A 23,979-nucleotide genomic window follows, 5' to 3' on the forward strand; every position below is an offset into this window, starting at 1 on the left:
TGAGAAAGAATTTTTTCGGCGGTGGAGAGCGCGAGCCTATGAGGTTCGCGCTCTTGGTCGTGGAGCTGGTTAAGCCAGGCTTTTGCTCGCTACTTCGTAAACGTCCTTGGAGATGTTTTCGGTGCCCATGATTCTTTCGAGCTGCGCTTTCATGAGCGCCTGCCGGCTTTCGTCATAGCGCCGCCATTGCGTCAAGGCGCTGAGCATGCGTGATGCGACCTGCGGGTTGATCGTGTTCAGCGCGATGATCTGATCGGCCAGGAATTGATAGCCCTGGCCGTTGGCGGCATGAAAATGCAGCTGATTGGCCTGGCTGAAGGCGCCGATCAGGGATCTGACGCGGTTCGGATTTTTCAGATCAAAAGCGCCATGGGTCATCAAGGCCTGGACCGTGGCAAACGTGCCGGGCATCGGACTGGATGCCTGCAGCGCGAACCATTTATCAATCACCAGCGCCTCATTCCGCCATTGTTGGTAAAAATCCGTCAGGCACTGCTGGGTGGCCGGGTGCGGATTGTTAACAATAGTTGCTAAGGCGGCCATCTGGTCGGTCATGTTGCGGGCCGATTTGAACTGCTGCTCGGCCCAGCTTTGAATGTCCGCATTTTCAAGCTTGCTCAAATAGCTCAGACTGGTGTTTTTGATGCGTCTGCGGCCTATGGCGCCGGCATCGAACTGGCCTGACTCGTCGCGATGATTGGTCTGGTATAACGCCTGGAACTGCGGCTGCAACTGCTGGGCCAGCGTTCGTTTAACGAATTCCCGCGCCTTGTGGATGGCTTCCACATCGACCACTTGCATCTGTTCGGCCAGATAAGTCTCCGACGGCAGGTCCAGCAGCAGGGAGAAATAGGACAGATCATCCCAGGGCTGTTCCAGCACTTTTTTGAAAGCCTCGACGATAATCGGGTCAAGATGCATGTCCCGGCCGTTTCGGCAGTCTTCGATGAGCCTCATGATAATGGCGCCGGCCAGTTGTTGCCCGGCCTCCCAGCGATTGAAGGTGTCGCTGTCATGGCTTAATAAAAACGCCAGTTCTTCAAGGCTGTAATCCATGGCCAGCTTGACCGGCGCCGAGAAACCTCTCAGCAAGGAGACGACAGGCTGCTGCGCCAGACCCTCAAAAGTAAACGACTGTTCTGTTTCGGTGACAGATAAAGTCACTTCATCGCCGGCTTGATCGCTGTCTTTCAGTTTGCATGAAGCAACAGAACCGTCGCGGTTGATCAGCCCGACTTTGACGGGAATATGCAGCGGTTCTTTGACGGGCTGGCCCGGTGTCGGCGGGCAGCTTTGGGCGATGGTCAAGGTCAGTGTTCGACCGGCTGGCGCATAGTGCTGCCGTACTTTCAATACCGGCGTGCCGGCCTGGGAATACCAGCGCCGGAACTGGGCCAGGTCGGTGCCATTGGCGTCTTCCATGGCCTTGACGAAATCGTCGCAAGTGACGGCCTGGCCGTCATGGCGTTCAAAATACAGATCGCTGCCTTTTCTGAAGCCTTCGGCGCCCAGCAAGGTGTGAATCATGCGTACGACTTCGGCGCCTTTTTCATACACGGTCAAAGTATAGAAATTGTTGATTTCCATATAGGAGTCAGGCCGGATCGGGTGCGCCAGCGGGCCTGCATCCTCGGCAAACTGGCGCGTGCGCAGCATGTTGACGTCTTCGATGCGCTTGACGGCCTTGGAAGTCCGGTCGCCGGTAAATTCCTGGTCGCGGAATACGGTGAAGCCTTCCTTCAGGCTGAGCTGGAACCAGTCGCGGCAGGTGATGCGGTTGCCGGTCCAGTTGTGGAAATATTCATGGCCGATGACGCCTTCGATATGCTCGTAATCAGAGTCGGTGGCCGTGTCGGGACGCGCCAGCACATATTTGGTGTTGAATACGTTGAGCCCCTTGTTTTCCATCGCGCCCATGTTGAAGTGGCTGACCGCAACGATCATGTACAGATCCAGATCATACTCGCGGCCATAGACTTCCTCATCCCAGCGCATCGCGTTTTTCAGGGACTGCAGCGCGTGGTCACATTTGTCCAGGTCATGCGGCTCGACGAAGACTTGCAGGCTGATGTTCCGGCCTGATTGCGTGGTGAAGTTGCCTTCGACGCAGTGCAGCTGGCCGGCGACCAGCGCGAATAAATAGCAGGGCTTGTCGAACGGGTCTTCCCAGGTGACCCAATGACGATTTTCGGACAGTTCGCCATGACCGACTTTATTGCCGTTCGACAGCAGTACCGGATAGCGGTTTTTGTCGGCGATGATGGTGGTCCTGAACCGCGCCATGACGTCGGGGCGGTCGAGATAGTAAGTGATTTTCCTGAAGCCTTCCGCTTCGCATTGCGTGCACAGCATGCCGTTGGAAAGATAGAGACCTTCCAAGGCGGTATTGGCTTTCGGATTGATCAGGTTTTCGATGGTCAGCACAAAGCGTTGATCTTGCGGTACTTCATGGATAACCAGGGAATCGGCCGTCTGCTGGTAGTCAACTGCGGTTAAATCATCGCCGTCATTCAGGTTGACGCGCAGAAGTTTCAGGTTTTCGCCGGATAAAGTCAGCGATTTGCCGGCGGATTGGCTGGCCGGATTGCGGCGCATGGTAAGCCGGGAGATGACTTGGGTGTTCTCGTCATCGAGCGTGAAATTCAATTCAACGCTGTCGATCAGGTAGTCAGGGACAGTGTAATCTTTTAAATAGATGGTTTGTGGATTGGCATCACGCATAGTATTTTCGGGAATATTTATTGATTAAGGTCAGGATTGGGTTTTGACAGCAAAAATGGCGATAAGTAACCATGCGCTTAAAAAAGCAACGCCGCCTATCGGCGTAATCATGCCCAACCATTTCAGATTCAGGATCGTCAGCAGATACAGGCTGCCGGAAAACAGCAGTATGCCGGCGAACATGAGCCAGCCGGCCCAGTGCACCAGCGCCGACGCACTCGGTATGAAGGCGATGGCGACCAGGCCCAGCGCATGCCACATCTGGTAGCTGACCGCGGTTTTGTAGACTTCGAGCATTTCGGGGCTCAGGACATTTTTTAAGGCGTGAGCGCCGAATGCGCCCATGCTGACGCCCAGAAAGGCGCTGAGCGCCCCAAGGCACAGAAATAGTGAGTTCATATTATTTTTCCAGCAGCCTGGGCATGAGTTGTACGAGATTGCACGGGCGGGTGCGGAAATCAAGCTGCTCCTTGATTAAATCATCCCAGGCCGTACGGCAGGCGCCCGATGAGCCGGGCAGGCAAAAGACGTAGGTGGCATTGGCGACGCCGGCAATCGCTCTGGACTGGATCGTCGACGTTTTAATGTCCTGGTACGACAGCATCCTGAAGACCTCGCCGAAACCGTCCAGAACCTTGTCCAGCAAAGGCTGTACCGCTTCCGGCGTGCCGTCCCGGCCCGTCACGCCGGTGCCGCCCGTGGTCAGGACGACATTAATGCCGTCATCGGCAATCCATGCCGAAACAGCGGCCCGGATTTGATAGATATTGTCAGGGACTATTTTCTTTTCAATAACCTGGTGCCCTGCTTCCTGGGCACGTTCCACCAGCGTTTTGCCGGATAGGTCATCGCTGTCGGTGCGGGTGTCAGAGACCGTCAGTACGGCAATATTCAACGGTATAAAGTGTTTTTCAGCTGTCATAATTTAAAAAAGGCAGAAGCGGTCGTTTAGCCGCTCAGGCAGCGCTTTTGCGCGTGGTAAAAAGGGCGGCCTGTCGGCCGCCCTCAATTAGACTTTGGTCTTATATTACTGCAATACCAGAAAGAATGCTTCCTGTCCGCGCTGAATATTAATCAGCAGCGGGCCTCTCGGATCAATGACCTGGTTAAACTCGTCAAGATTATGAATGCGGTAGCGGTTCGCCGTCACAATGACATCGCCGGGGCGCAAGCCTACGTGCCATGCTTTTGACGATGTGTCGATCTTTTCGATTAAAACCCCCTCGACCTGATCCTTTTGCGTGGTGCTTAATATCGTCCCCTGCAGGGCCGGGTGCAGCTTGTCGCCCGCCAATTGCGGTCTTTGCGGCTTGCCGATCGTGGCCGTCGTTTCTCTTTTCTCGCTGCCTCGGAAATATTGTATGTCTACATTGTCGCCAATTTGCATCAGGCCGATGATGTTGCGGATGTCATGGCTGTTTTTAACGGATCGGCCATTGACTGACACGATAATATCGCCCGGCTCCAGGCCGGCTCTGGCTGCTGGCGAATTGTTTTCGACCCGGCTGACCACGGCGCCGTTTTTGCTTTCAAGATTAAATGCCTTGACCAGGTCCCCGCTCAGATCCTGGGTCGTTACGCCCAGCAGGCCGCGTCTGACTTCGCCATGTTTAACCAGCGAATCCTTGATCGTCATGACCATATTGGCCGGAATCGCAAAGCCGATGCCGACGTTGCCGCCGGAAGGCGCCAGAATGGCTGTGTTCATGCCGATAAATTCGCCGCGCAGATTGACCAGTGCGCCGCCAGAATTGCCGGGGTTGATGGAGGCGTCGGTCTGGATAAAGTCCTCATAGCCTTCTATGCCTAGGCCTGATCGGCCCAAGGCGCTGATAATGCCCGATGTGACGGTCTGCCCCAAGCCGAACGGGTTGCCGATAGCCACGACGAAATCGCCGACTTTGAGCTGGCTGGAATCGGCAATGGGCAGCTCCGTTAAATTGTCGGCCGGAATCTGGATGACGGCGACATCGGCTTCCGGGTCTGTGCCGACTAATTGCGCGTTGAGCTGGCGGCCGTCGTTCAAAGTCACCACGATCTTGTCCGCTTTGTCGATGACATGGTTGTTGGTGAGGACATAACCGTGCTCGCTGTCAATGATTACGCCGGAACCCAGACTGTTCTTTTGCTGCTGCCGCGGCGGTTGATTAGGCAATTCGAAGAAATAGCGGAAAAACGGATCCTGCATGAGCGGGTTTTCCCTGGTCTGGATGTTGGTGGTCGTAGAAATGTTGACTACGGCCGGCATGCTGCGCTCCAGCATCGGGGCCAATGACGGTAATGGTTGTCCTTCTGCGTAGCCCGGCAGTGCAGCGTGCGCGATCGATGGCGCTGTCAGGTAAACAGGCAAAAGAGTCATCAATAACAACTGTTTTACTAATTTATTATTCATCATGGATTTCCGGGTATGGGTTAATCGTGTGCCATAGACAATATAGGTCCAAAAATGTTTAATACAAGGTTGAGCGGTTCAATAATAATTAATCGATGGCTATTTTGCGAAAAACAGGAGGTGCTTTTTCTGATTTTTGAGGACCGGTTCATTTTTTGGAAATTGCCTGCCTGTTAAAATCAGGACTGACAAGTCAAGTTTGAAAAATGGACTATTCTTCATATGAATCCCACTTAAGGATATCCTGATGGCTATAGACGTCAATTCTGAAGATGGACTGATCATTCGCAAATTGATCCCGCTGGGAACATGGCCGGGCGCTCAATTCAATGCCTTATGCGAAAGCATAACCATCGAAGAAATTCGGGGCGGGACATTATTTAAAAAAGGAGACATGGACCCGCGTCTCATTTATCTGTTAAGTGGCGAGGTTACGCTTCAGTCGGAAGGGCTCATTATTGAAGTGATAGCCGCCGAAAGCGAAGCCGCCAGATTCGCGTTGGCTCACCAGATACCGCGGAAAATTGACGCCGTCGCGAATGGCGCCGTGCGTTTTCTGCGGCTGGATGCCGATATCGTTAATAATCCGACGCCCTTGGTATGCAAAGAGGACAATAGTTATATGGTAATTGAAGAACCTGAAGACGATCCAAATGACTGGATGACAGCATTATTGAAGTCACCTGTTTTTCAGCGCCTGCCTCCTGCCAATTTACAGAAAATCCTGATAACGCTGGAAGAGGTCTCTTTTGAAAAAGGTGAAATCATTATCAGGCAGGGTGATATTGGTGATTACTATTATCTGATAAAAAGCGGTCATTGCCTGGTTTCACGCAAGCCTTCGTCCCATGCGAAAGATATTAAACTGGCGCAACTCGGCAAAGGCGAGGCTTTCGGAGAGGATGCATTGCTTTCCGGCGAGCCAAGAAACGTTACCATAACAGCGCTGACGGATATGGTCTTGCTGCGACTGGATGAACAGCACTTTTTGTCCTTGATCAGAGAGCCTTCTCTGAAATTTATTGATCAGGAACAGATGCAGGACGTTCTGAGGCAAGGGGCCGTGCTGCTCGATGTTCGTTCCCAGGATGACTATAAAGCCGGGCACTTGCCAGGCAGCATCAACGCGCCTTTTTTCTCATTAAGGATGCAGCTTAAAACCTTTAATCGCGAACAGCCTGTCGTTGTGGTCTGCGGCAACGGCAGGATCAGCGAGGCGGCTGCTTTTTTATTGCTCAGGCACAGATTTAATGCCCTGATCCTGAAAGGCGGCATGAATGGCCCTGCATCCAGGCCGGAAGCGAAAGCGCCGGAGCCGGAGCATGAAGCAGCCCATTTCGCTATAGATGATGGTGTTGAGACATTGATTAATCTTGTTGATGAGCCTCATCCGCAAAATAAGCAGGAACAATCCGATCAGATCTCATCCTTTGCAGCCAGCGGTACGCTGGAAGATCAGCTCAGACTGATGAAGTCGGAAAATGAGGCGCTCAGGAGAGTAAATCTTCAGCTCAATGATAAATGTCTGAAGCTGGAGGTTGAGAGGGAGGAGGCGTTAAGGCAATACCATATCCTGCAGAAGCAGACGGAAAAGCTGATGCAGATGCTGGATAAAGCCAAAGGTAATCAGGGCGTCGCCTGAGGCGCCAGCAAAACCACAGCTGGGTCAGCTGTGGTCAGCCGGGCGACTTGAAAGAAGTTGTCAAACCAACGATTACTTGATTTTGGCTTCTTTATAGATAACGTGCTTGCGAACAACAGGATCAAATTTTTTGATCTCCATTTTTTCAGGCATTGTACGTTTGTTTTTGGTTGTGGTATAGAAATGACCAGTGCCTTCGGTAGAAACCAGTTTGATTTTATCGCGCATTTTCTAACTCCTTAAGCGTTTTCGCCGCGTTTACGCAAATCAGCCAGAACAGCGTCAATGCCTTTTTTATCGATGACACGCATGCCTTTAGCAGAAACTCTGAGACGAACCCAGCGGTTTTCGCTTTCTACCCAGAATCTGTGGTGTTGCAGGTTCGGGCTGAAGCGTCTTCTGGTTTTGTTGTTGGCGTGCGATACGTTATTTCCGGTAACGGGGCGTTTGCCTGTTACTTGACATACTCTGGACATGATTAACCTCTTAGTGTGCCTTTAAATTCAAAAGTTAGCCGAGCTTTATACCAAAAAATCTTTTCAAGGTAAACAACAATCGATAAAATGACTGACGTAAAACCATCCACCATTTGTTTTTCAAGTAATTACAACAGGACCCACATGCCTATCAAACTCGGCATGGTCATGGATTCCATCGGCCATATCAATATAAAGAAAGACACCAGTTTTGCCATGCTGCTTGAAGCCCAGTCCAGAGGCTGGGAACTGCACTACATGGAACTCAACGATCTGTACCTGAGAGACGGCAGGGCTTATGCCAGAACGCGAACGCTGAGCGTTCAGCGCGACGAAAAGCAGTGGTATCAATTCCTGGCGGAGCAGGATATTGCCCTGGATGCGCTGGACGTGATCCTGATGCGCAAGGATCCGCCTTTCGACCAGGAATACATCTATGCGACTTATCTATTGGAACGCGCGGAAAACATGGGGGTTTATGTCGTCAACAAGCCGCAGTCGCTGCGCGATGCCAACGAGAAGCTGTTTACGGCCTGGTTTCCGCAATGCTGCGCACCGACGCTGGTAGCGCGCGAGCCTGCCAGAATCCGGCACTTTCTGCAGGAGCAGGGGGAAATCATTTTAAAGCCGCTGGACGGCATGGGCGGGACGTCCATTTTCCATTTGCGCCAGAACGATCCCAATCTCAGCGTGATCCTGGAAACCATGACGCGCTATAACAGCCGCTATGTGATGGCTCAGAAGTATCTGCCGGAGATTAAAGACGGCGATAAGCGTATTCTACTGGTTAACGGCGAAGCTGTGCCTTATGCGCTGGCGCGTATTCCTGCCCAGGGCGAGACGCGCGGAAATCTGGCGGCCGGCGGCACTGCCGAGGGACGCAAACTGACGGAAAGGGACTTGTGGATTGCCAATCAGGTCGGGCCGACGCTGCGGGAAAAAGGCCTTGTTTTTGCGGGCATTGATGTGATCGGCGATACGCTGACCGAGATCAATGTCACCAGCCCAACTTGCGTGCAGGAACTGGACCGGCAGTTTGGGCTTAATATTGCCGGTCTGTTGATGGATCATATTGAAGGTAAGATACAACGATGAATGCGGTAGCCATGTTCGATCCTCCACCCTCCCTGTCCAATAACGACTCACTATTGATAACGCTGTTTCTGGCGGCTGTCGTGCACATTGTCCTTATTTTAGGCATTAGTTTCGACATGCCTAAACCGGAAAAAGTGCACCGGTCCATTGATATCGTTCTGGTCAATGCGCCGGCGAAAAAGGCCCCAAAAGAGGCAAAATTTCTGGCGCAGGAAAATCAGATAGGCGCCGGCGAAGAAACCAGAAAGCCCGAGCCGCCCCAGCAGCAACTGCCCAGCCAGGGTGCGAGCGAAGCCAAGCCAGTCGCCAAAAAAGTAGCCGAGGTCGAGAGCAAGCCCAAGGCAGAGAAGAAGATGGTCGTCCAAAAGGTCGCCGAGAAAAAAGTGGTCGCAGCCAGCAAGCCTGAGGAAGGCGAACAGGAACAGCAGCCGCGCCCGCGTTTGTCGGCCGCAGACCTGCAGCAGCAAATCGCCCAATTAGGCACCGAAATAAGGCAAAAGCAGGAAAGCGCCGATAATGCAGGGATAAAGTTTGTCAATCAATTGAGCGCTCACAAAGCGATCGGCATGCAATACATGAAAGACTGGGAAAACAAAGTGGAGCGGACCGGCAACCTCAACTATCCGGAAGTAGCCGCCAAGAAAAATTTCTCGGCGACGTTGACGATGGATGTCGGCATCAGCGCCGACGGCAGCATCTACAGCATGCGCATCAACCGGTCCTCGGGCAATCCCGCGCTTGACGAGGCCGCCAAAAACATCGTCAAAATGAGCGCGCCTTTTCCGCCATTGCCGGCGGAAGTGCTCAAGGAAACCAAAGTACTGGTGATTCCCAGAGTCTGGAAATTCTCCGATGAATCCGGCATGACTTCACAATAAATATTTGCAGCGCCAACCATAACCCGGGATACTACGGCACATGAACGGAGCAACCTATCTAACCAATCAATTCATTATCGCCATGCCCAATCTGGCCGATCCCAACTTTTTTCATACGGTGACTTACTTGTGCCAGCATAATGAAGAAGGCGCTTTGGGGATCGTCATCAACCGGCCGGCGGATATGAAGCTGAGCGAGATTTTTAAGCAAATGCAAATCCGTATCTCATCCGGGACAGCGGCCGATGCGCCTGTTTTTATCGGCGGCCCGGTGCAGACCGAGCGCGGCTTCGTGATCCATAGCCCCGGCGGCAATTGGGATTCGAGCCTGGCGGTATCCGAGACCATTTCGCTGACGACTTCGCGCGACATTCTGGAGGCCATCGCCATCGATAAAGGTCCTGAACAGTATCTGATTGCCTTAGGCTATGCGGGTTGGGGCGAAGGCCAGCTGGAAAGCGAAATGATGGACAACGCCTGGCTGAACACGCCCTGCGGCAAAGAAGTCTTATTCGACACGCCTATCGAGCAGCGCTGGAGCGCCGCAGCCAGCCAGATCGGCATCAACATCAATTTGCTGACGACGCCGGCCGGGCATGGCTAAACAAGATCCGCTGTTAGCGAAATCGGGGTCCGATACCTATCTGGGCTTCGACTTCGGCAATAAGAAGATCGGTGTCGCCGTCGGGCAAACCACTACGGGGACGGCAAGCCCGCTGCAAACCATCCGCTCCATCAATCAAACGCCCAACTGGGACGTCATCGGCAAGCTGATTCAGCAATGGCAGCCTGCCGGGCTCGTGGTCGGCATCTCCAGGCAGGCTGACGGTTCGGATAATCCGGTCACGCCGCGCATGCTAAAATTCTGCCGGCAGCTGGAGGGGCGTTATCACCTGCCTGTTTACCAGCAGGATGAAAGCCTGTCGACATTCGAAGCCAAACAGATGCTGTTCGATGATGTCGGCGTCAATGCGACCAAACTCTGGGAAGTACAGGATCAACTGGCCGCCCAGCTTATCCTGCAAACCTGGCTCAATGACCCTATAAATAAAACATGACTACGCATAATCTGGAAATTCCCGCATTACTGAATAAACTGGAAGCCGAGCTGAAAAGCGTCATCATCGAACGCCGGCTTGAAAATCCTTTGATGATCGGTATCCGTACCGGCGGCGTCTGGGTGGCCGAACGCATGCATCAGCGCCTGGGGCTGAGCGAGCCGCTGGGGCTGCTGGACATCTCGTTTTACCGCGATGATTTCTCGCAAATCGGCGTCAATCCGAACGTCAAGCCCAGCCATCTGCCGCCCACTATCGAAGGCCGCGATATTATCCTGGTGGATGATGTGTTTTGTACCGGGCGCACGATCCGTGCCGCATTGAACGAAATTTTCGACTACGGCCGGCCCAACCAGGTCGTCCTGGCCGTGCTGATCCAGCGCGACGGCCGGCAGATTCCATTGAGCCCCGATTGCGCCGGCGCCGTTATCAAGCTCAATGCCAATGAGCGCATCAAACTGACCGGCCCCGAGCCCCTGGCGATTCATGTGCAAACGATTGAGGAAGCATTGGCATAATATCCATGGTTGATAATCTACAGTTAAATTCGGAAGGCAAGCTCAAACACTTCCTGACCATTGAAGGGCTAAACAAAAACCTGCTGACGGAAATTCTCGACACCGCCGAGTCTTTTGCCGGCATGTCCGAGCAACAGGTCAAAAAAGTGCCGCTGCTGCGCGGCAAGACCATCGTCAACCTGTTCTTTGAAAACAGCACGCGCACGCGCACGACCTTCGAACTGGCCGCGACGCGCCTGTCCGCCGATGTCCTGAGCATGAACATCGCCACTTCGGCAACCTCGAAAGGCGAAAGCCTGCTCGACACCATACGCAACCTGGAATCGATGTTCGTGGACATGTTCGTCGTGCGCCACGCCATCAGCGGCGCGGCCCACTTCATTGCCCAGCACACGGCGCCGCACATCAGCGTGATCAATGCCGGCGACGGCCAGCACGCGCATCCGACCCAGGCCATGCTGGACATGTTCACGATCCGACAGATCAAACAGGACTTCTCGCGGCTGCGCGTGGCGATCATCGGCGACATCCTGCATTCGCGGGTCGCACGTTCGCAGATTCTGGCATTGAATACCCTGGGCGCGGCCGAAGTCCGCGTCATCGCGCCCAAAACGCTGCTGCCCGCGCATGTGGAGACGCTCGGCGTGACCGTATCGCACAACTTGAAAGAAGGCTTGAAGGATATCGACGTCATCATCATGCTGCGCCTGCAGAAAGAACGCATGACTTCGGCGTTGCTGCCCAGCGAGAGCGAATATTTCAAATGCTTCGGGCTGACCGAAGACAAGCTGAAAATCGCCAAACCCGATGCCATCGTCATGCATCCCGGACCGATCAACCGCGGCGTCGAAATCGATTCCAAAGTCGCCGACGGCCCGCAATCCGTGATTCTGAAACAGGTCAGCAACGGCATCGCCGTGCGCATGGCGGTCATGTCCATGGCCATGCAAAGACAGGGAGCCTTATCATGAGCCGCATACAAATCAGCCAGGGACGCATCGTCGATCCCGCCAACAAAATCGACCATGTCGGTTCCGTCTATATTGCCGACGGCAAGATCGTTTCCGTGCTCAACGAACCGGACGGCTTCAGGCCCGACCGGGTTATCGATGCCAGCAACCGGATCATCTGTCCGGGTTTCATCGACCTGAGCACGCGCCTGCGCGAGCCGGGGCAGAGCCGCAAGGCGACGTTCGCCAGCGAAACCGTGGCCGCCGCCAGCGCCGGCGTCACGACTCTATGCCTGCAGCCCGATACCGTGCCGGTCATCGACACGCCGGCGGTCGCGGAACTGGTCAAGGACCTCGCCGAAAAAGCCGGCTATGCCCAGATCTATCCGATCGCGGCGCTGAGCCAGAAACTGGAAGGCAACGAACTGAGCAACATGCTGTCGCTGAAACAGGCCGGCTGCATCGCGGTCGGCAATGCCAATCAGCCGGTCAAAAACCTGCTGATTCTGCGCCGCGCCATGGAGTATGCCGCCAGCCACGACCTGCTGCTGATGTTCCGGCCCAACGATTACTGGCTGGGCCATAAAGGCTGCGCGCATGAGGGCGCGTTCGCGACGCGCTACGGACTGCCGAGCATCCCGGAAGCGGCCGAAACCATCGCCCTGGCGCAATGCCTGGAACTGGCCGAGCTGACCGGCTGCCGCGTGCATTTCGGCCAGCTTAGCGGCAAGCGCTCCGTCATCCGGATTCATCAGGCGAAAAAATACGGCCTCGATGTCAGCGCCGACGTGGCCATGCATCAGCTGCATCTGACCGAAAACGACATTGCGCCGTTTGACAGCGCCTATCATGTCCTGCCGCCTTTGCGCACCGAAGAGGACAAGGAGTACCTGCGGCAGGGCCTGGCCGGCGGCACGATCAACAGCATCTGCTCCGATCACCAGCCGCACGATCTCGACGCCAAGCTCGGCGCCTTCCCTGAAACCGAGCCGGGCATGTCGACGCTGGAAACGCTGCTGCCTTTGATGCTGACGCTCGTCGCGCAACGGGCCATCACGCTGACGCAGGGCATTGCGGCCCTGGCCGAGAAACCGGCGCAGATCCTGCGCCTGAGAAGCGGGGCGCTGACGCCGGGATTTTCCGCCGATGTCTGCGTGTTTGATCCGGAACTGAACTGGCAGGTCAATCAGGACAGCTGGAAAAGCCAGGGCGTCAACACGCCGTTCTGGGGCCAGACCCTGAAAGGCCGCGTGACACATACCCTGCAGGGCGGCCGGATCATTCATGAGCTGGGGCAGGGAGCCTATCATGAAGAATAAGCTGGCCTTGATCGTCGCGGCCCTGCTGATAGCGGGCTGCACAAGAGACTATACGCCCGAATCCGGCGCCAGCGGCGAGCTGATCTTCAAGGCCGCCTGCGCCGAATGCCACAACAAAGGGATAGAAGGCGTGCCAGGCAAGCTGTTTGTGCTGGACAGCGACAAGGCGACGCCGACTTATATCGCTCACAAGGTACATGCCGGTTCACTGATGATGCCGAAATTCCCCAATATCAAAGACCAGGACATGCGCGCGCTCAGCGCATATGTTCTGGACCACAGCCAGAGGGAGTGAAGCGATGGACTGCTGGAAGAACCATTATGACGCCTCGGGCATTATCGAGGATATGAAAGGCGACCAGTCCTGGCGCATCTTCAGAATCATCAGCGAATTTACCGAGGGCTTCGACAGGCTGTCCGGCCTGTGCGAAGCCGTGTCGATTTTCGGCTCGGCGCGGCTTGGCCGCGATCACGCCTATTACCAGAAAACGGTCGAAGTCGCCGAACTGCTGGCGCAAAACGGTTTCGCCATCATCAGCGGCGGCGGTCCCGGCATCATGGAGGCGGCCAATAAAGGCGCTTATCTGCAGGAGCGATCCTCTATCGGCCTGAACATCAATCTGCCGATGGAGCAGCGGTCCAATCTTTATCAGAATGTCACGCTGGATTTTCGTTATTTTTTCGTGCGTAAAGTCATGTTCGTGCGCTATTCGATGGGCTATATCTGCATGCCCGGCGGTTACGGCACGCTCGATGAGCTCTTTGAGGCGCTGACGCTGATGCAGACGCGCAAAATATATCCGATGCCCCTGGTGCTGTTCGGCACCGAGTTCTGGGGCGGCCTGATCGACTGGATTAAAACGACCCTGATCAAGTATGAAACCATCTCGCCGCAAGATCTGGATTTAATCAAGGTGACCGATGACCCGCAGGAAGTGCTGCAGGTCATGATCGAGCACCGGGAATGGAAAAACAGGCAGCGCGCGCGGTCGATCAAGGAATCGAAGCGAGAGGCTGAAGCGTTCAGCTAATGCTTCGCGGCCTGTGAGGGCGACTTTAGCCGCCTTTATAAGTTTTCAAATGTGGCATCCTGACCGGCTTCGTCGCTTTCCAGCCCCGCCTGTTCGGTAATGCTTTTAGGAAACGTCTTTTTGACCTTGACGCCCAGGTCGACAAAGCTGCTGGCCTGCCGGATCAGGTTGCCGTTGCCGCGCGTCAGTTTATTCATGACGCTGTCATAGGTCGCGTTGACCGTGCTCAGCTGCCTGCCCAGCCTGTCGAGATCGTCGACAAACCCGCGGATTTTGTCATAGAGAATGCCGGCTTTGTCGGCGATGGCCCGGGCATTCTCGTTCTGGCGCTCATAACGCCAGATATTCTCGATCGTGCGCAAGGTCGCCAGCAATGTGGTCGGCGTGATGATCACGATCTTGTGCTCGAGGGCATCGGTGAACAGGCGCTCATCGCTCTGAACGGCGGCGATGAAGGCCGGCTCGATCGGCATGAACAGCAGGACAAAATCCAGCGACCGCAGGCCTTTCAGGCTGGCGTAGTCTTTCCGGCTCAGACTCTTGATGTGCTCGCGCACGGCTTCCGTATGCTGCTTCAGGGCCTGCGCCCTTTCCTGGTCGTCTTCGCTGGCACAGTAGCGTTCATAGGCCAGCAGCGACACTTTGGAATCGATGATGATATCCTTGCCCTCGGGCAGGCGGATGATGATATCGGGTTTGAACAGCCGGTTGTCCTCATCCCTGAACGCGCCTTGCGCCTCATACTCGATGCCCTTGCGCAGACCCGACTGTTCCAGCACTTTTTCCAGGACCATCTCGCCCCAGTTGCCCTGGGATTTCTTGTCGCCTTTCAGGGCGCGCGTCAGGTTCAGCGCTTCCTGGTTCATCTGCGCCGTATCGCGCCGCAATGAAATGATCTCCTCGCGCAGGGAAATGCGGTCCTTGTTTTCGTTGTCGTAAACCGTTTCGATGCGCTGCTTGAACTCGCCCAGCTGCTCGCGCAACGGCGTCACGATGTGATCGAGGCTGGCTTTGTTGTTTTCGGTAAACTGCCGGCTGCGCTCGTCGAAGATTTTGCCGGCCAGGTTTTCAAACTGGGTTTTCAGCCGGGCTTCGGCATCCTGCAGCAGCGCCAGTTTTTCGGCCGCATGCCTGGCCTGCTCGTCCATGCGCGCCTGCAGTTTGGCATTTTGGGCCTGGGCCTGCATCAGGAGCTGCTGATACTGTTTTAATTCGGCTTCGCGGCCTTGCAGTTGCTTTAATTTTTCTTCGGCGACAGCCAGATCGGTCGACAGCCGCGCGATAAGCGTTTTATTGCGGCCATTGGCCAGGCCCATCACGACTGCGCCTATTAAAGTACCGATTAAGGCAAATACCCAGGGGGGTATGCTATTGAGCAAATCCATATTACATCTCGGATTTCAGAGCGGGGCGATAGATAGCGCCGGGTTCGTACTCGGATCTGGGCACGAACCGCGAGCGGTTATCATTCTATTATAAACGTTTGAAGATGGCCTCGGCGGTATCGAGCGTCTGGTTCAGGTCCTCGTCCGTATGCGCGATGGATACAAACCCGGCTTCAAAAGCCGACGGCGCCAGGTAAATGCCTTGTTCCAGCATGGCATGGAAGAAGCGCTTGAACAGGTTCTGGTCGCATTGCATGGCCTGGGCAAAGCTCGTTACCCGCTCGGCTTCGGTGAAAAACAGCCCGAACATGCCGCCGACGGCGTTGGTGCTCAGTGCGATGCCGGCCTGTTGGGCGCGCTGCTTCATGCCGGCTGTCAGTTTTTCGGTTTTGGCCGTCAGTTCCTCAAAGAAGCCGGGGCGCGAGATCAGTTCCAACGTCTTCAAGCCGGCGGCCATCGCGACCGGGTTGCCCGACAGCGTGCCGGCCTGATAGACGGGGCCCAGCGGCGCCAGGCTTTCCATGATCTTGCGCTTGCCGCCGAAAGCGCCGACCGGCATGCCGCCGCCTATGACCTTGCCCAGCGTCGTCAGATCCGGCGTGATGTCGTACAGACCCTGGGCGCCATGCAGGCCGACCCGGAAGCCGGTCATGACCTCGTCGAAGATCAGCACGCTGCCGTACTGGTCACAGGTCTGGCGCAAGGTTTCCAGGAAGCCCGGCACCGGCGGGATGCAGTTCATGTTGCCGGCGACCGGCTCGACGATAATGCAGGCGATCTGCTCGCCGATGTCGGCAAACAGCGCTTTGACCGCCTCGTTGTCGTTATAGGCCAGGGTAATGGTGTTTTCGGCGAATGCAGCAGGTACGCCCGGCGAACTCGGCACGCCCAGCGTCAAGGCGCCGGAGCCGGCCTTGACCAGCAGGGAGTCGGAATGGCCGTGATAGCAGCCCTCGAATTTGACGATCTTGTCGCGGCCGGTATAGCCGCGCGCCAGCCGGATCGCACTCATGGTCGCTTCGGTGCCGGAGCTGACCATTCTGACCAGGTCGATGGACGGCACCAGTTCGGTCACTCGCTCGGCCATGCGCGTCTCGATTTCGGTCGGCGCGCCGAAGCTCAGGCCTCTCTCGGCAGCCGCCTTGACCGCTGCAATCACCTCAGGATGGGCATGGCCTAACACCATAGGGCCCCACGAGCCGACGTAATCGATATAGCGATTGTCCTGGCTGTCGTAAATATAAGCGCCGCTGGCCCGGTCGATAAAAACAGGCGTGCCGCCCACGCCGCTGAAAGAACGCACGGGCGAATTCACGCCGCCCGGAATGACGCGTTTGGCATCGGAAAATAAAACAGCTGCTTCAGTCATAATTTTTCAGTTAAAGTTAATTTTGAATGGCGTAAAGGATAGGGGAACTTGACCGGGATTGGAAGGGGTTATCACGATCAAGATGCGTATGCTGCCGCACAGACCCGTTTTTTTGCCTGAATTAGGCTGGTAGCGGCTGCCGATAGACAGGCTCGGTTTTAAAACCGATGAAGACTGGCTTCAACAATTGAAAAGGGAGAATCATGCGCAGGCTTTTGCTGTCACGTATTCTAAAAGCGATCTGCCGGCGGGGTTTGCTGCCGATAACCGTCATGTTTATGACGATGGGACCGGCTCAAGCGCATGGGCTGATTGAAGAGGCAGGCCGTGCACGATTACCGGTCATAGCCAGCGGGCTGTTGCTGGCTGCGCTCTGGTTGGCCTATTGCATCGGAGCCCGGCGCGTGCGGTCCGCAACAGGCCGATGGCTGGCATTTCAAGGCGCCAGCCTGATCGCGGCCTTGACCACGTTCGGGCCATCGCAGCCCTGGCTCGGAAGCGGCTCGGCCGCGCACATGATCCAGCATCTGTTGATCATGGCCGTGATCGCGCCGCTCTATGCGCTGGCGCGGCCGTTGCCGCAATGGCTGGCGGCAACGGGACGGACAGGCCGCTGGCTCTTCAGGCCGCTTTTGCATTTAAGCCGTTACCCGATCTGGGCAAGCGGCTTGCAGGGCGTCGCGATCTGGTTCTGGCATGCGCCAAAGTTTTATAACCTGGCCTTGGCTGATCCCGGATGGCATTTCGTCGAACATGCCGGCTTCGCGCTGGGCGCCGGCCTTTTCTGGTGGTCGGTATTGGGCCGGCACAACGCAACGGCCTTGCCGGCTCTGCTGTTTACGTTTATGCACATGGGCATGCTCGGCGCTCTGCTGACTTTCGCGCAGATGCCCTTATACGACGACAGGCTCGATCTTCAGGATCAGCAGCTCGCCGGCCTGATCATGTGGGTGCCGGGCGGACTGCCGTATCTGATCGCCGGCGCCTGGTGCGGTCTGCGCTGGTTCCGGCAGTTGACGCTGAAGTCTGAATGATCACTGCCGCAACGCCTCGCGCAGCAACGAAACCTCGCGTGTTGTAACCGGCGATGCGGCATTGCCCCAGCTGTTGCGGATAAAGCTCAGGACTTCGGCGATCTGGCGATCAGACAGTTTTTTGGCAAAGCCGGGCATCTTTTCGGATTTCGAGCCGCTTTGAGTCTGGGTAATCTCGCCGCCTTCCAGCGTCAGGTGGATCAGCGAGGTAGGGTTGCGGGCGAGCACGGCCGGATTGCCGGCCAGCTTCGGAAATTTGCCCGTTTCGCCCTCGCCGCCCGCCTTGTGGCACTTGGCGCAGAATGACTGATAAATGCCGACGCCCGGCCGCTCGATTTCGCCGGTCACGATCGCCGACAGCTCTACGGCGACGGCCGGCGCATCGGGCTCGTAGGAGGCTTTTTCGCCCCGGGCCGGCAAGGACTTCAGATAGTGGGCGATAGCCTTGAGGTCCTGCTTGCGCAAATACTTCGTGCTGTTCTCAATCACTTCCACCATGTTGCCGAAAACCACGCCCACATCGCTGTGGCCGATTCCCAGGAAGGATGCGATGGCTTCTTCCGGGAACCGGCCCAGGCCCGAGGCCGGCGCTCCGGTCAGATTGGCCGCAAACCAGTTGTCGACGACTGCGCCGGTCAAATAGGAAGGCGAGGCTTCCGTATAGCCTTTTTCCTGGAAGGCCAAGCCGCGCGGCGTGTGACAGGCGCCGCAGTGGCCCAGGGACTGCACCAGATAGGCGCCCCGGTTCCATTCCGCGTCGCGGTCCGGGCTCGGTTCAAAGCGCTCATGGCTGACGAAGAGCATATCCCAGAACAACAGCGTCCAGCGCTGGCTGAATGGGAAGGGCAGCCGGGTTTCGGGCGGCCGGTGCCTGACCGGTTTCACTTCCTTCATGAAATAGTCGTACAGGGCGCGGACATCGTCGTCCGTGATGGCCGCGAACGAGGCATAGGGCATGGCCGGATACAGGCGCTTGCCGCCCTTGGCGACGCCGTCCCTGAGCGCGCGGCTGAAATCCTCCAGCGTGTAACGGCCGATGCCGGCTTCAGGGTCCGGCGTGATGTTGGTCGAATAGATGATGCCGAAAGGCGAGTTGATCGGCAGACCGCCGGCAAAAAGCGCACCTTCCGTTCCGGCCGTATGGCAGGCCACGCAATCGCCTACCCGGGCCAGGTAGGCGCCCCGGCTGATGGCCATGCCGGCCTGCGCCATGGCAAGGCCCGGCAGCAGCATCGCATAAAAACAGACTAATAGCCTTGCCATGCGATTCAATGCCAGGGACTGCATGGTGACACCAATAAGACCGCGCAAGCCGTGAACAGCACCGCCATAGTGAAAATGAAGCTCGACATGGCGCTCAATTTGGCTAGAAACCGAGTTCGGTCGTCCCGCTCTTCCAGTAACGGCGCACGTGTCTGCCGGCACAAAGTCCAGGCCATGAAGCTCGACAGCAGGGCCATTGCCAGGCAGGCGCCGCTGATCAAAGCCAACGTGGCCGGCAGCCCCTGCCAGACCGGTTCGGGCAGCGGCATCTGATAGGGGTAACAGGCCTGGGCGGCCAGCGGTTCGCTTAACGACAGCTGCGCTATCCAGGCGGCCGGTGCACCGAACAGCGCTGCCAGCAGGCTTAGAGCGCTTACCCGGCCGGGTTGTTTAAATGAAGCAGGGGCATTGGCGTACACGGCATCTCCTAAAAGAGGTAGGGCGTCAGATACAGCGTGGTGAAGACGAACAGCCAGACCACGTCGACGAAATGCCAGTAGACGCCGCCGATCGTGACGGCGGCATAACGCCGGTCGTCAAAATAGCCGAGCGCGGTCCAGAGCAGCAACAGCAGCAGGATCACCAGCCCGACGGCGACATGCAACAGGTGAAAGCCCGTGATCGTGAAGTACAGCGAATCATACAGATTCGCCGTCATGTCATAGTGCTTGTGCCTCCACTCCCTGAATTGAATCATGACAAAGCCTGCGCCCAGCAAAATGGCCACGGCCATCGACGCCAGACTCGACTGTAATTGCCGGCGCCGGATGCAGCGCTCGCTGGCCCAGACAAAAACGCTGCTGGCCAGCAATATTGCCGTGTTCAGGCTGGCAATGCCCAGTTGCGGCAGGCCTTCCGGCGGCCAGTGCTGCTGCGTTTGCGAGGCCAGATAGAAGTAGGAAAACAGCAGATACCCGAACAGCGCGCCTTCGGTTACGATCAGGGCCAGCAATCCCCACCAGCCGCCGGCGCGCTTGCCTTCACTGCCGACCGGCAGCGGCCTGTCCAGTTGCATCACTTCAGACATGGGCGACTCCTTTTTCCGGTTTAACGGCCGGCACACGCTGAACCAGGGCCTTGCTCGGCCACAGCCAGGCAATCAGCGACAGACCGGACGCCATGATCATCAAGCCGGTAAAATCCCAGGCGTGCAACAGAAAGCCGGCGAAGATCAGGCTGCTGAACAGCCCGAGAAAGAACGGCGCATAAGAGTCTTCCGGCATTTTCAGAATGACGTCCGGCCTGGCATCGAGCGGCGTCGTGCCCAGCGTTTCGCGCCCTTCCATGAGCAGATAGCCGGCCTCGAGACTGGAGCGGCCGTAGCCTTCGTCCAGCCAGTCCTCCCATAAAGGATGGCGGCTGGCGACTATGGGGATGACGGCGAAATTGTAAGCCGGCGGCGGCGAAGGCACGGCCCATTCCAGCGTCGGCGCCTGCCAGGGATTTTCCGCCGCCGGCGCGCCGCGCCTCAGGCTGACCAAGACATTGATCAGAAACAGCAGCAGGCCGAGGGCGAACACGAACGAGCCTGCCGATGTAATCAGGTTGACCGTATTCCAGCCCATATTGGGCGCATAGGTATAGATTCGGCGAGGCATGCCCAGCAGGCCGGCGATGTGCATCGGGAAGAAGCCTGCATTGAAACCGATAAACATGACCCAGAAGCTCCATTTGCCTAACGTTTCATTCATCATGCGGCCGAAGAACTTGGGGAACCAGTAATAGATGCCGCCCACGACCGGAAACACATTGATGCCGAGCAGGACATAATGCAGATGCGCGACGACGAAATAGGTCTCGTTGAGCTGGAAATCCAGCGGCACGGCCGCGGTCATGACGCCTGACAGCCCGCCGATCACAAACAGCAGCACGAAACCGGCGAAAAACAGGAACGGCGTATTGAAGACCGGGCGGCCCAGCCAGATCGTCGCGATCCACGCGAACACGGCAACGGCGCTGGGGATCGAGATGACCATGCTGGTGGCGCCGAAAAACGACAGCGCCAGCGTCGGCAGTCCCGTGGCGAACATGTGATGAACCCAGACCCCGAAGCCGAGCAGCATGGTCGCCATCGTGGATAAGGCGACAGGCGCGTAGCCGACCAGCGGCCGGCGGCAGAACGTCGGTAGCGCGTCCGAGACGATGCCCATGGCCGGCAGCACGACCACATAAACCCAGGGGTGCCCGAACATCCAGAACAGGTGCTGCCACAGCAGCGGCTTGCCGCCGTTCACGACATCGAAGAAGTGCGTGCCGAACTGCCGGTCCAGCCAGAGCATGAAAAAGGCCAGGCTGACGACCGGGACGGCGAAGACATTGGCGACCGACGCCGTCAGCGTACCCCAGACCATGATCGGCAAGCGATCGATCGACATGCCGGGCGCGCGCAGCCGGAACAGCGTGACGATGAAATTGATCGAGCCGACCGTCGTCGAAATGCCCAGCAGCACCATGCCCAGTGCGTAGACATCGATGTTGGGCCCGGTGTCGTACAGGCGGTCGGTCAGTGGCACGTAATTGAACCAGCCGCCATCCGGCGCCTGGCCCAGCGGAAAGCTGGCGTACAGGAAGATGCCGGCGAACAGGAACAGCCAGTACGACAAGGCGTTGAGGCGCGGGAACGCCATGTCCCGCGAACCGAGCATGAGCGGCCACAGATAGTTGGAAAAGCCCGACAGTACCGGCAGCGCGTACAGGAAAATCATCGTCACGCCGTGCATCGTGAACAGCTGGTTGTACTGCTCCGGCGTCAGCAAAGTCTGGTCCGGCTGCGCCAGCTGCAGGCGCATGATCAGCGCCTCGATGCCGCCCAGCAGCAAAAACAGGAAAGCCGTGGCCAGATAGCGCAGGCCGATGGTTTTATGGTCCACCGTCGACAGCCAGCCGCGCCAGCCGGGCTCGGTTTCCCACAGGCCGGCCAGGCGTATTTCGGCGTCCGAACCGGGCGGGGCGCAGCCCATTTCGGGTACGCGGATTAAAGGGCTGGCGGCGCTGTCTGTCATGGCGTGCATCCTTAATCAAGAGTCGATAAAAAGGCCGACAGCGCAGTCAGTTCGACGGGCGACAAGACCATGCTGGGCATGCGTGCTCCCGGCTTGATTTCCTGGGCGTGGGTGATCCATTGCTGCCGGTGCTCGGGCGTATTGGTCAGGGTGCCGGCGGCGATCAGACGGCGCGATTTCAGATGCGTCAGATCGGGCGCATGGGCGCCTATGGCTTCGGTGCCGCGAATCGAATGGCAACCCGAACAATGCTCCATAAAAACTTTCCGGCCGGCATCGGCATCGCTCTCAGGCGGCAGGACTAGCCGTTTACGTTGAGCGGTTTGCCATTGCCGGAATTCGGCGGCGTTCTGCGCAATCACTTCCAAGGCCATATGCGCATGCTGAAGCCCGCAGTACTGCGTGCATTCTCCGCGATAGATGCCGGGGACATCGGCCTGCAGCCACTGCCGGTTGATCAGGCCCGGAATCATCTGCGTCTTGCCGGCCAGTACGGGCACCCAGAAGGCGTGTATCACATCGGCGCTTTTCAGCTTAACCAGAACGGGTACGCCGACCGGGATATGTATCTCGTTGGCCGTTACAAAATTAAGCGTGGGATCAGCATGCTCGTACTCGACTTTCCACCACCAGTCGTAGCCGGTAACGGTCAGCGTCAAGGCCGGCACCTGCGGCGGTCTGGCGGCTGTATTCAGCGTGATCAGCGCGTAAACAGCCATGGCGAGCAATAAACAGGTCGAAATGCCGGTGCCGATATAAACCCACCGCAGCCCTTTGTCGGCATCGTCAATTTTGCCGTTGTTCTGCGGACGTTTATGAACCAGAGCGCCTGCCAGGAGTCCGGCAACGATAAGAAAAACCATGACCACGATGGATGTGAATACCCAGCCCAGATGCAGCGTCGGCATTGAAGCAGGGCCGTAGCTGTGCAGGAAATAGTTGAGCGGCGCGATTTCCTTCTCTGACAGGGCGAGGCTCATGGCTGGCGCGGCTTATATTGAATGCTTCAGTCGTCTTTGGGCAAAACGGCGCTGGGGACCTGCAAGATTGTTCATGTCTATCACTCCGTTGTTAAAGCCATCAATCTGTGTTCTATGACCACAACGCGGTTCTCGCGTTCCAAGATGGACACAGTCTTCTATGAGAGCAGTTTTACTTGGCCGAGGTTGCTTATGTTCGACATCGAACTGACAACAGCTGATTTCGGATCTAGAGTTGTTTTAGATCATGTATTAAGCCCAGCCTGTAGCCGAGCCGGTTTGCTTTTCTGCCGGAATAATTGATTCTTTTGGATATGGCTTGTTTTTAAGTCTGAATAGCATTAGCCAATACATCACTAACTGATAGATCAGATTGATGCATGGCCTTTGCCAGGCGATACATTGCCGTTTCATTCCAAAAGCCTGTGCCACCTAAGATTCGGGTATAAACCATGGTCAACTCTCATCATTAATCGTTTCATCTGGAGGATTAGTTATGAAATCAATCAAATCTTGTTCAGCATTTGCTCTAGCTGTGATATTGACATCAATAGCCGGTTATGGGACGGCAATGGCGGCTGAAAGAATGGATATGGCAGCCGGAGGAGGGGAAACTGCCGGCGAATATGTGGATGACGCCATGATTACTTCTAAGGTGAAAGCGGCTATAGTCGGCGACTCCAGACTGAGTGCTTTTGACGTCAATGTCGAAACACATCAGGGCGTCGTGCAATTAAACGGCTTTGTAGACTCTCAGGAGGCTATCAATGCGGCAGCAGAGGTTGCGCAACGCGTTGAGGGCGTCAAATCGGTAGACAATAATCTACAACTTAAAAACCCACTGTCTAAATAGGCTTCGCTAGGAA

Annotated in this window: 25 protein-coding genes; 12 read left to right on the forward strand and 13 right to left on the reverse strand. The window is 56.4% G+C overall.

Annotated features, from left to right (window positions below; all coding sequences use genetic code 11):
• Positions 1 to 69: 69 nt before the first annotated feature.
• The 4 genes from pepN to V2P20_RS18490 form a co-directional block, all read right to left on the reverse strand.
• The gene (gene pepN / locus V2P20_RS18475) at positions 70 to 2,721 is read right to left on the reverse strand and encodes an aminopeptidase N (RefSeq protein ID WP_331820922.1); all 2,652 of its coding nucleotides are present in this window, start codon (positions 2,719 to 2,721) and stop codon (positions 70 to 72) included.
• Between the two features lie 30 nt (positions 2,722 to 2,751).
• Positions 2,752 to 3,120: a DUF423 domain-containing protein gene (locus tag V2P20_RS18480; protein WP_194968089.1), complete on the reverse strand. Its 369-nt coding sequence runs from the start codon at positions 3,118 to 3,120 to the stop codon at positions 2,752 to 2,754.
• Between the two features lies 1 nt (position 3,121).
• On the reverse strand, positions 3,122 to 3,643 hold the full coding sequence (moaB, locus tag V2P20_RS18485) for a molybdenum cofactor biosynthesis protein B (protein ID WP_331820925.1): 522 nt from the start codon (positions 3,641 to 3,643) through the stop codon (positions 3,122 to 3,124).
• A gap of 105 nt (positions 3,644 to 3,748) precedes the next feature.
• Positions 3,749 to 5,113, reverse strand: a complete 1,365-nt coding sequence (locus V2P20_RS18490) for a DegQ family serine endoprotease (RefSeq protein WP_331821042.1) — start codon at positions 5,111 to 5,113, stop codon at positions 3,749 to 3,751.
• A gap of 247 nt (positions 5,114 to 5,360) precedes the next feature.
• Between V2P20_RS18490 and V2P20_RS18495 the strand changes: the two genes are divergently transcribed.
• The gene (locus V2P20_RS18495; protein WP_331820927.1) at positions 5,361 to 6,755 is read left to right on the forward strand and encodes a cyclic nucleotide-binding domain-containing protein; all 1,395 of its coding nucleotides are present in this window, start codon (positions 5,361 to 5,363) and stop codon (positions 6,753 to 6,755) included.
• A 72-nt stretch (positions 6,756 to 6,827) separates the two neighbouring features.
• Here V2P20_RS18495 and rpmG read toward each other — a convergent pair whose 3' ends face one another.
• Positions 6,828 to 6,983 carry a 50S ribosomal protein L33 gene (gene rpmG, locus V2P20_RS18500; RefSeq protein WP_005370539.1) on the reverse strand — a complete coding sequence of 52 codons (156 nt, stop codon included), beginning with the start codon at positions 6,981 to 6,983 and terminating at the stop codon, positions 6,828 to 6,830.
• An 11-nt stretch (positions 6,984 to 6,994) separates the two neighbouring features.
• Positions 6,995 to 7,231, reverse strand: a complete 237-nt coding sequence (gene rpmB, locus V2P20_RS18505; protein ID WP_194968092.1) for a 50S ribosomal protein L28 — start codon at positions 7,229 to 7,231, stop codon at positions 6,995 to 6,997.
• A 144-nt stretch (positions 7,232 to 7,375) separates the two neighbouring features.
• Between rpmB and gshB the strand changes: the two genes are divergently transcribed.
• The 9 genes from gshB to V2P20_RS18550 are packed head-to-tail and all read left to right on the forward strand — an operon-like array spanning position 7,376 to position 14,080.
• Positions 7,376 to 8,326: a glutathione synthase gene (gshB, locus tag V2P20_RS18510; protein WP_331820940.1), complete on the forward strand. Its 951-nt coding sequence runs from the start codon at positions 7,376 to 7,378 to the stop codon at positions 8,324 to 8,326.
• Positions 8,323 to 9,204, forward strand: coding sequence for a TonB family protein (locus tag V2P20_RS18515; RefSeq protein ID WP_331820942.1), 882 nt, complete (start codon positions 8,323 to 8,325; stop codon positions 9,202 to 9,204). Before gshB ends, V2P20_RS18515 begins: the two co-directional genes overlap by 4 nt.
• A 40-nt stretch (positions 9,205 to 9,244) precedes the next feature.
• Entirely contained in the window at positions 9,245 to 9,808 is a 564-nt protein-coding gene (locus V2P20_RS18520; RefSeq protein ID WP_331820944.1) for a YqgE/AlgH family protein, read from the forward strand.
• Positions 9,801 to 10,262 (forward strand): Holliday junction resolvase RuvX, encoded by a 462-nt coding sequence (gene ruvX / locus V2P20_RS18525; protein ID WP_331820946.1) that lies wholly within the window; start codon positions 9,801 to 9,803, stop codon positions 10,260 to 10,262. Before V2P20_RS18520 ends, ruvX begins: the two co-directional genes overlap by 8 nt.
• A complete protein-coding gene (gene pyrR, locus V2P20_RS18530) occupies positions 10,259 to 10,780 on the forward strand; it encodes a bifunctional pyr operon transcriptional regulator/uracil phosphoribosyltransferase PyrR (RefSeq protein ID WP_331820948.1) in 522 nt (173 codons plus the stop codon). Before ruvX ends, pyrR begins: the two co-directional genes overlap by 4 nt.
• A gap of 5 nt (positions 10,781 to 10,785) precedes the next feature.
• Positions 10,786 to 11,751: an aspartate carbamoyltransferase catalytic subunit gene (locus V2P20_RS18535; RefSeq protein ID WP_331820950.1), complete on the forward strand. Its 966-nt coding sequence runs from the start codon at positions 10,786 to 10,788 to the stop codon at positions 11,749 to 11,751.
• A complete protein-coding gene (locus V2P20_RS18540) occupies positions 11,748 to 13,049 on the forward strand; it encodes a dihydroorotase (RefSeq protein WP_331820952.1) in 1,302 nt (433 codons plus the stop codon). Before V2P20_RS18535 ends, V2P20_RS18540 begins: the two co-directional genes overlap by 4 nt.
• On the forward strand, positions 13,039 to 13,344 hold the full coding sequence (locus V2P20_RS18545) for a cytochrome c (RefSeq protein ID WP_331820954.1): 306 nt from the start codon (positions 13,039 to 13,041) through the stop codon (positions 13,342 to 13,344). The genes V2P20_RS18540 and V2P20_RS18545 overlap by 11 nt, the downstream gene beginning before the upstream one ends.
• A 4-nt stretch (positions 13,345 to 13,348) precedes the next feature.
• Entirely contained in the window at positions 13,349 to 14,080 is a 732-nt protein-coding gene (locus V2P20_RS18550; RefSeq protein ID WP_331820955.1) for a TIGR00730 family Rossman fold protein, read from the forward strand.
• A gap of 35 nt (positions 14,081 to 14,115) precedes the next feature.
• Here V2P20_RS18550 and rmuC read toward each other — a convergent pair whose 3' ends face one another.
• The gene (rmuC, locus tag V2P20_RS18555) at positions 14,116 to 15,465 is read right to left on the reverse strand and encodes a DNA recombination protein RmuC (protein ID WP_331820957.1); all 1,350 of its coding nucleotides are present in this window, start codon (positions 15,463 to 15,465) and stop codon (positions 14,116 to 14,118) included.
• Between the two features lie 88 nt (positions 15,466 to 15,553).
• Positions 15,554 to 16,834: a glutamate-1-semialdehyde 2,1-aminomutase gene (gene hemL / locus V2P20_RS18560; RefSeq protein WP_331820959.1), complete on the reverse strand. Its 1,281-nt coding sequence runs from the start codon at positions 16,832 to 16,834 to the stop codon at positions 15,554 to 15,556.
• A gap of 203 nt (positions 16,835 to 17,037) precedes the next feature.
• On the opposite strand from hemL, the gene V2P20_RS18565 reads away from it, so the two are divergent.
• Positions 17,038 to 17,868 (forward strand): cytochrome c oxidase assembly protein, encoded by an 831-nt coding sequence (locus tag V2P20_RS18565; RefSeq protein WP_331820961.1) that lies wholly within the window; start codon positions 17,038 to 17,040, stop codon positions 17,866 to 17,868.
• On the opposite strand, the gene V2P20_RS18570 is transcribed toward V2P20_RS18565, so the two are convergent.
• The 5 genes from V2P20_RS18570 to V2P20_RS18590 are packed head-to-tail and all read right to left on the reverse strand — an operon-like array spanning position 17,869 to position 23,113.
• Positions 17,869 to 19,131, reverse strand: coding sequence for a cytochrome c (locus tag V2P20_RS18570; protein WP_331820963.1), 1,263 nt, complete (start codon positions 19,129 to 19,131; stop codon positions 17,869 to 17,871).
• A gap of 5 nt (positions 19,132 to 19,136) precedes the next feature.
• Positions 19,137 to 19,550 (reverse strand): hypothetical protein, encoded by a 414-nt coding sequence (locus V2P20_RS18575; protein WP_331820965.1) that lies wholly within the window; start codon positions 19,548 to 19,550, stop codon positions 19,137 to 19,139.
• 8 nt (positions 19,551 to 19,558) lie between these two features.
• Complete coding sequence (locus V2P20_RS18580; protein ID WP_331820967.1) at positions 19,559 to 20,158, reverse strand: cytochrome c oxidase subunit 3; 600 nt, start codon at positions 20,156 to 20,158, stop codon at positions 19,559 to 19,561.
• Positions 20,151 to 22,133, reverse strand: coding sequence for a cytochrome c oxidase subunit I (gene ctaD / locus V2P20_RS18585; protein ID WP_331820969.1), 1,983 nt, complete (start codon positions 22,131 to 22,133; stop codon positions 20,151 to 20,153). Before ctaD ends, V2P20_RS18580 begins: the two co-directional genes overlap by 8 nt.
• A gap of 11 nt (positions 22,134 to 22,144) precedes the next feature.
• Positions 22,145 to 23,113 carry a c-type cytochrome gene (locus V2P20_RS18590; protein WP_331820971.1) on the reverse strand — a complete coding sequence of 323 codons (969 nt, stop codon included), beginning with the start codon at positions 23,111 to 23,113 and terminating at the stop codon, positions 22,145 to 22,147.
• Positions 23,114 to 23,609: 496 nt separating this feature from the next.
• Between V2P20_RS18590 and V2P20_RS18595 the strand changes: the two genes are divergently transcribed.
• Entirely contained in the window at positions 23,610 to 23,966 is a 357-nt protein-coding gene (locus V2P20_RS18595; RefSeq protein WP_331820973.1) for a BON domain-containing protein, read from the forward strand.
• The last annotated feature ends 13 nt before the right edge of the window (positions 23,967 to 23,979 follow it).

Origin of the sequence: Methylobacter sp. Wu1 (assembly GCF_036553575.1) — a bacterium.
Lineage (GTDB): Bacteria > Pseudomonadota > Gammaproteobacteria > Methylococcales > Methylomonadaceae > Methylobacter.

Coding starts and splice junctions, on each gene's coding strand:
- V2P20_RS18515 (WP_331820942.1), top strand. CDS start 8,323: ATGAATGCGGTAGCCATGTTCGATCCTCCACCCTCCCTGTCCAATAAC.
- pyrR (WP_331820948.1), top strand. CDS start 10,259: ATGACTACGCATAATCTGGAAATTCCCGCATTACTGAATAAACTGGAA.
- V2P20_RS18565 (WP_331820961.1), top strand. CDS start 17,038: ATGCGCAGGCTTTTGCTGTCACGTATTCTAAAAGCGATCTGCCGGCGG.
- V2P20_RS18550 (WP_331820955.1), top strand. CDS start 13,349: ATGGACTGCTGGAAGAACCATTATGACGCCTCGGGCATTATCGAGGAT.
- rpmG (WP_005370539.1), bottom strand. CDS start 6,983: ATGCGCGATAAAATCAAACTGGTTTCTACCGAAGGCACTGGTCATTTC.
- V2P20_RS18545 (WP_331820954.1), top strand. CDS start 13,039: ATGAAGAATAAGCTGGCCTTGATCGTCGCGGCCCTGCTGATAGCGGGC.
- V2P20_RS18535 (WP_331820950.1), top strand. CDS start 10,786: ATGGTTGATAATCTACAGTTAAATTCGGAAGGCAAGCTCAAACACTTC.
- V2P20_RS18480 (WP_194968089.1), bottom strand. CDS start 3,120: ATGAACTCACTATTTCTGTGCCTTGGGGCGCTCAGCGCCTTTCTGGGC.
- V2P20_RS18540 (WP_331820952.1), top strand. CDS start 11,748: ATGAGCCGCATACAAATCAGCCAGGGACGCATCGTCGATCCCGCCAAC.
- moaB (WP_331820925.1), bottom strand. CDS start 3,643: ATGACAGCTGAAAAACACTTTATACCGTTGAATATTGCCGTACTGACG.
- hemL (WP_331820959.1), bottom strand. CDS start 16,834: ATGACTGAAGCAGCTGTTTTATTTTCCGATGCCAAACGCGTCATTCCG.
- ruvX (WP_331820946.1), top strand. CDS start 9,801: ATGGCTAAACAAGATCCGCTGTTAGCGAAATCGGGGTCCGATACCTAT.
- V2P20_RS18495 (WP_331820927.1), top strand. CDS start 5,361: ATGGCTATAGACGTCAATTCTGAAGATGGACTGATCATTCGCAAATTG.
- V2P20_RS18580 (WP_331820967.1), bottom strand. CDS start 20,158: ATGTCTGAAGTGATGCAACTGGACAGGCCGCTGCCGGTCGGCAGTGAA.
- gshB (WP_331820940.1), top strand. CDS start 7,376: ATGCCTATCAAACTCGGCATGGTCATGGATTCCATCGGCCATATCAAT.
- pepN (WP_331820922.1), bottom strand. CDS start 2,721: ATGCGTGATGCCAATCCACAAACCATCTATTTAAAAGATTACACTGTC.
- V2P20_RS18590 (WP_331820971.1), bottom strand. CDS start 23,113: ATGAGCCTCGCCCTGTCAGAGAAGGAAATCGCGCCGCTCAACTATTTC.
- V2P20_RS18570 (WP_331820963.1), bottom strand. CDS start 19,131: ATGGCAAGGCTATTAGTCTGTTTTTATGCGATGCTGCTGCCGGGCCTT.
- V2P20_RS18520 (WP_331820944.1), top strand. CDS start 9,245: ATGAACGGAGCAACCTATCTAACCAATCAATTCATTATCGCCATGCCC.
- rmuC (WP_331820957.1), bottom strand. CDS start 15,465: ATGGATTTGCTCAATAGCATACCCCCCTGGGTATTTGCCTTAATCGGT.
- V2P20_RS18595 (WP_331820973.1), top strand. CDS start 23,610: ATGAAATCAATCAAATCTTGTTCAGCATTTGCTCTAGCTGTGATATTG.
- rpmB (WP_194968092.1), bottom strand. CDS start 7,231: ATGTCCAGAGTATGTCAAGTAACAGGCAAACGCCCCGTTACCGGAAAT.
- V2P20_RS18490 (WP_331821042.1), bottom strand. CDS start 5,113: ATGAATAATAAATTAGTAAAACAGTTGTTATTGATGACTCTTTTGCCT.
- ctaD (WP_331820969.1), bottom strand. CDS start 22,133: ATGACAGACAGCGCCGCCAGCCCTTTAATCCGCGTACCCGAAATGGGC.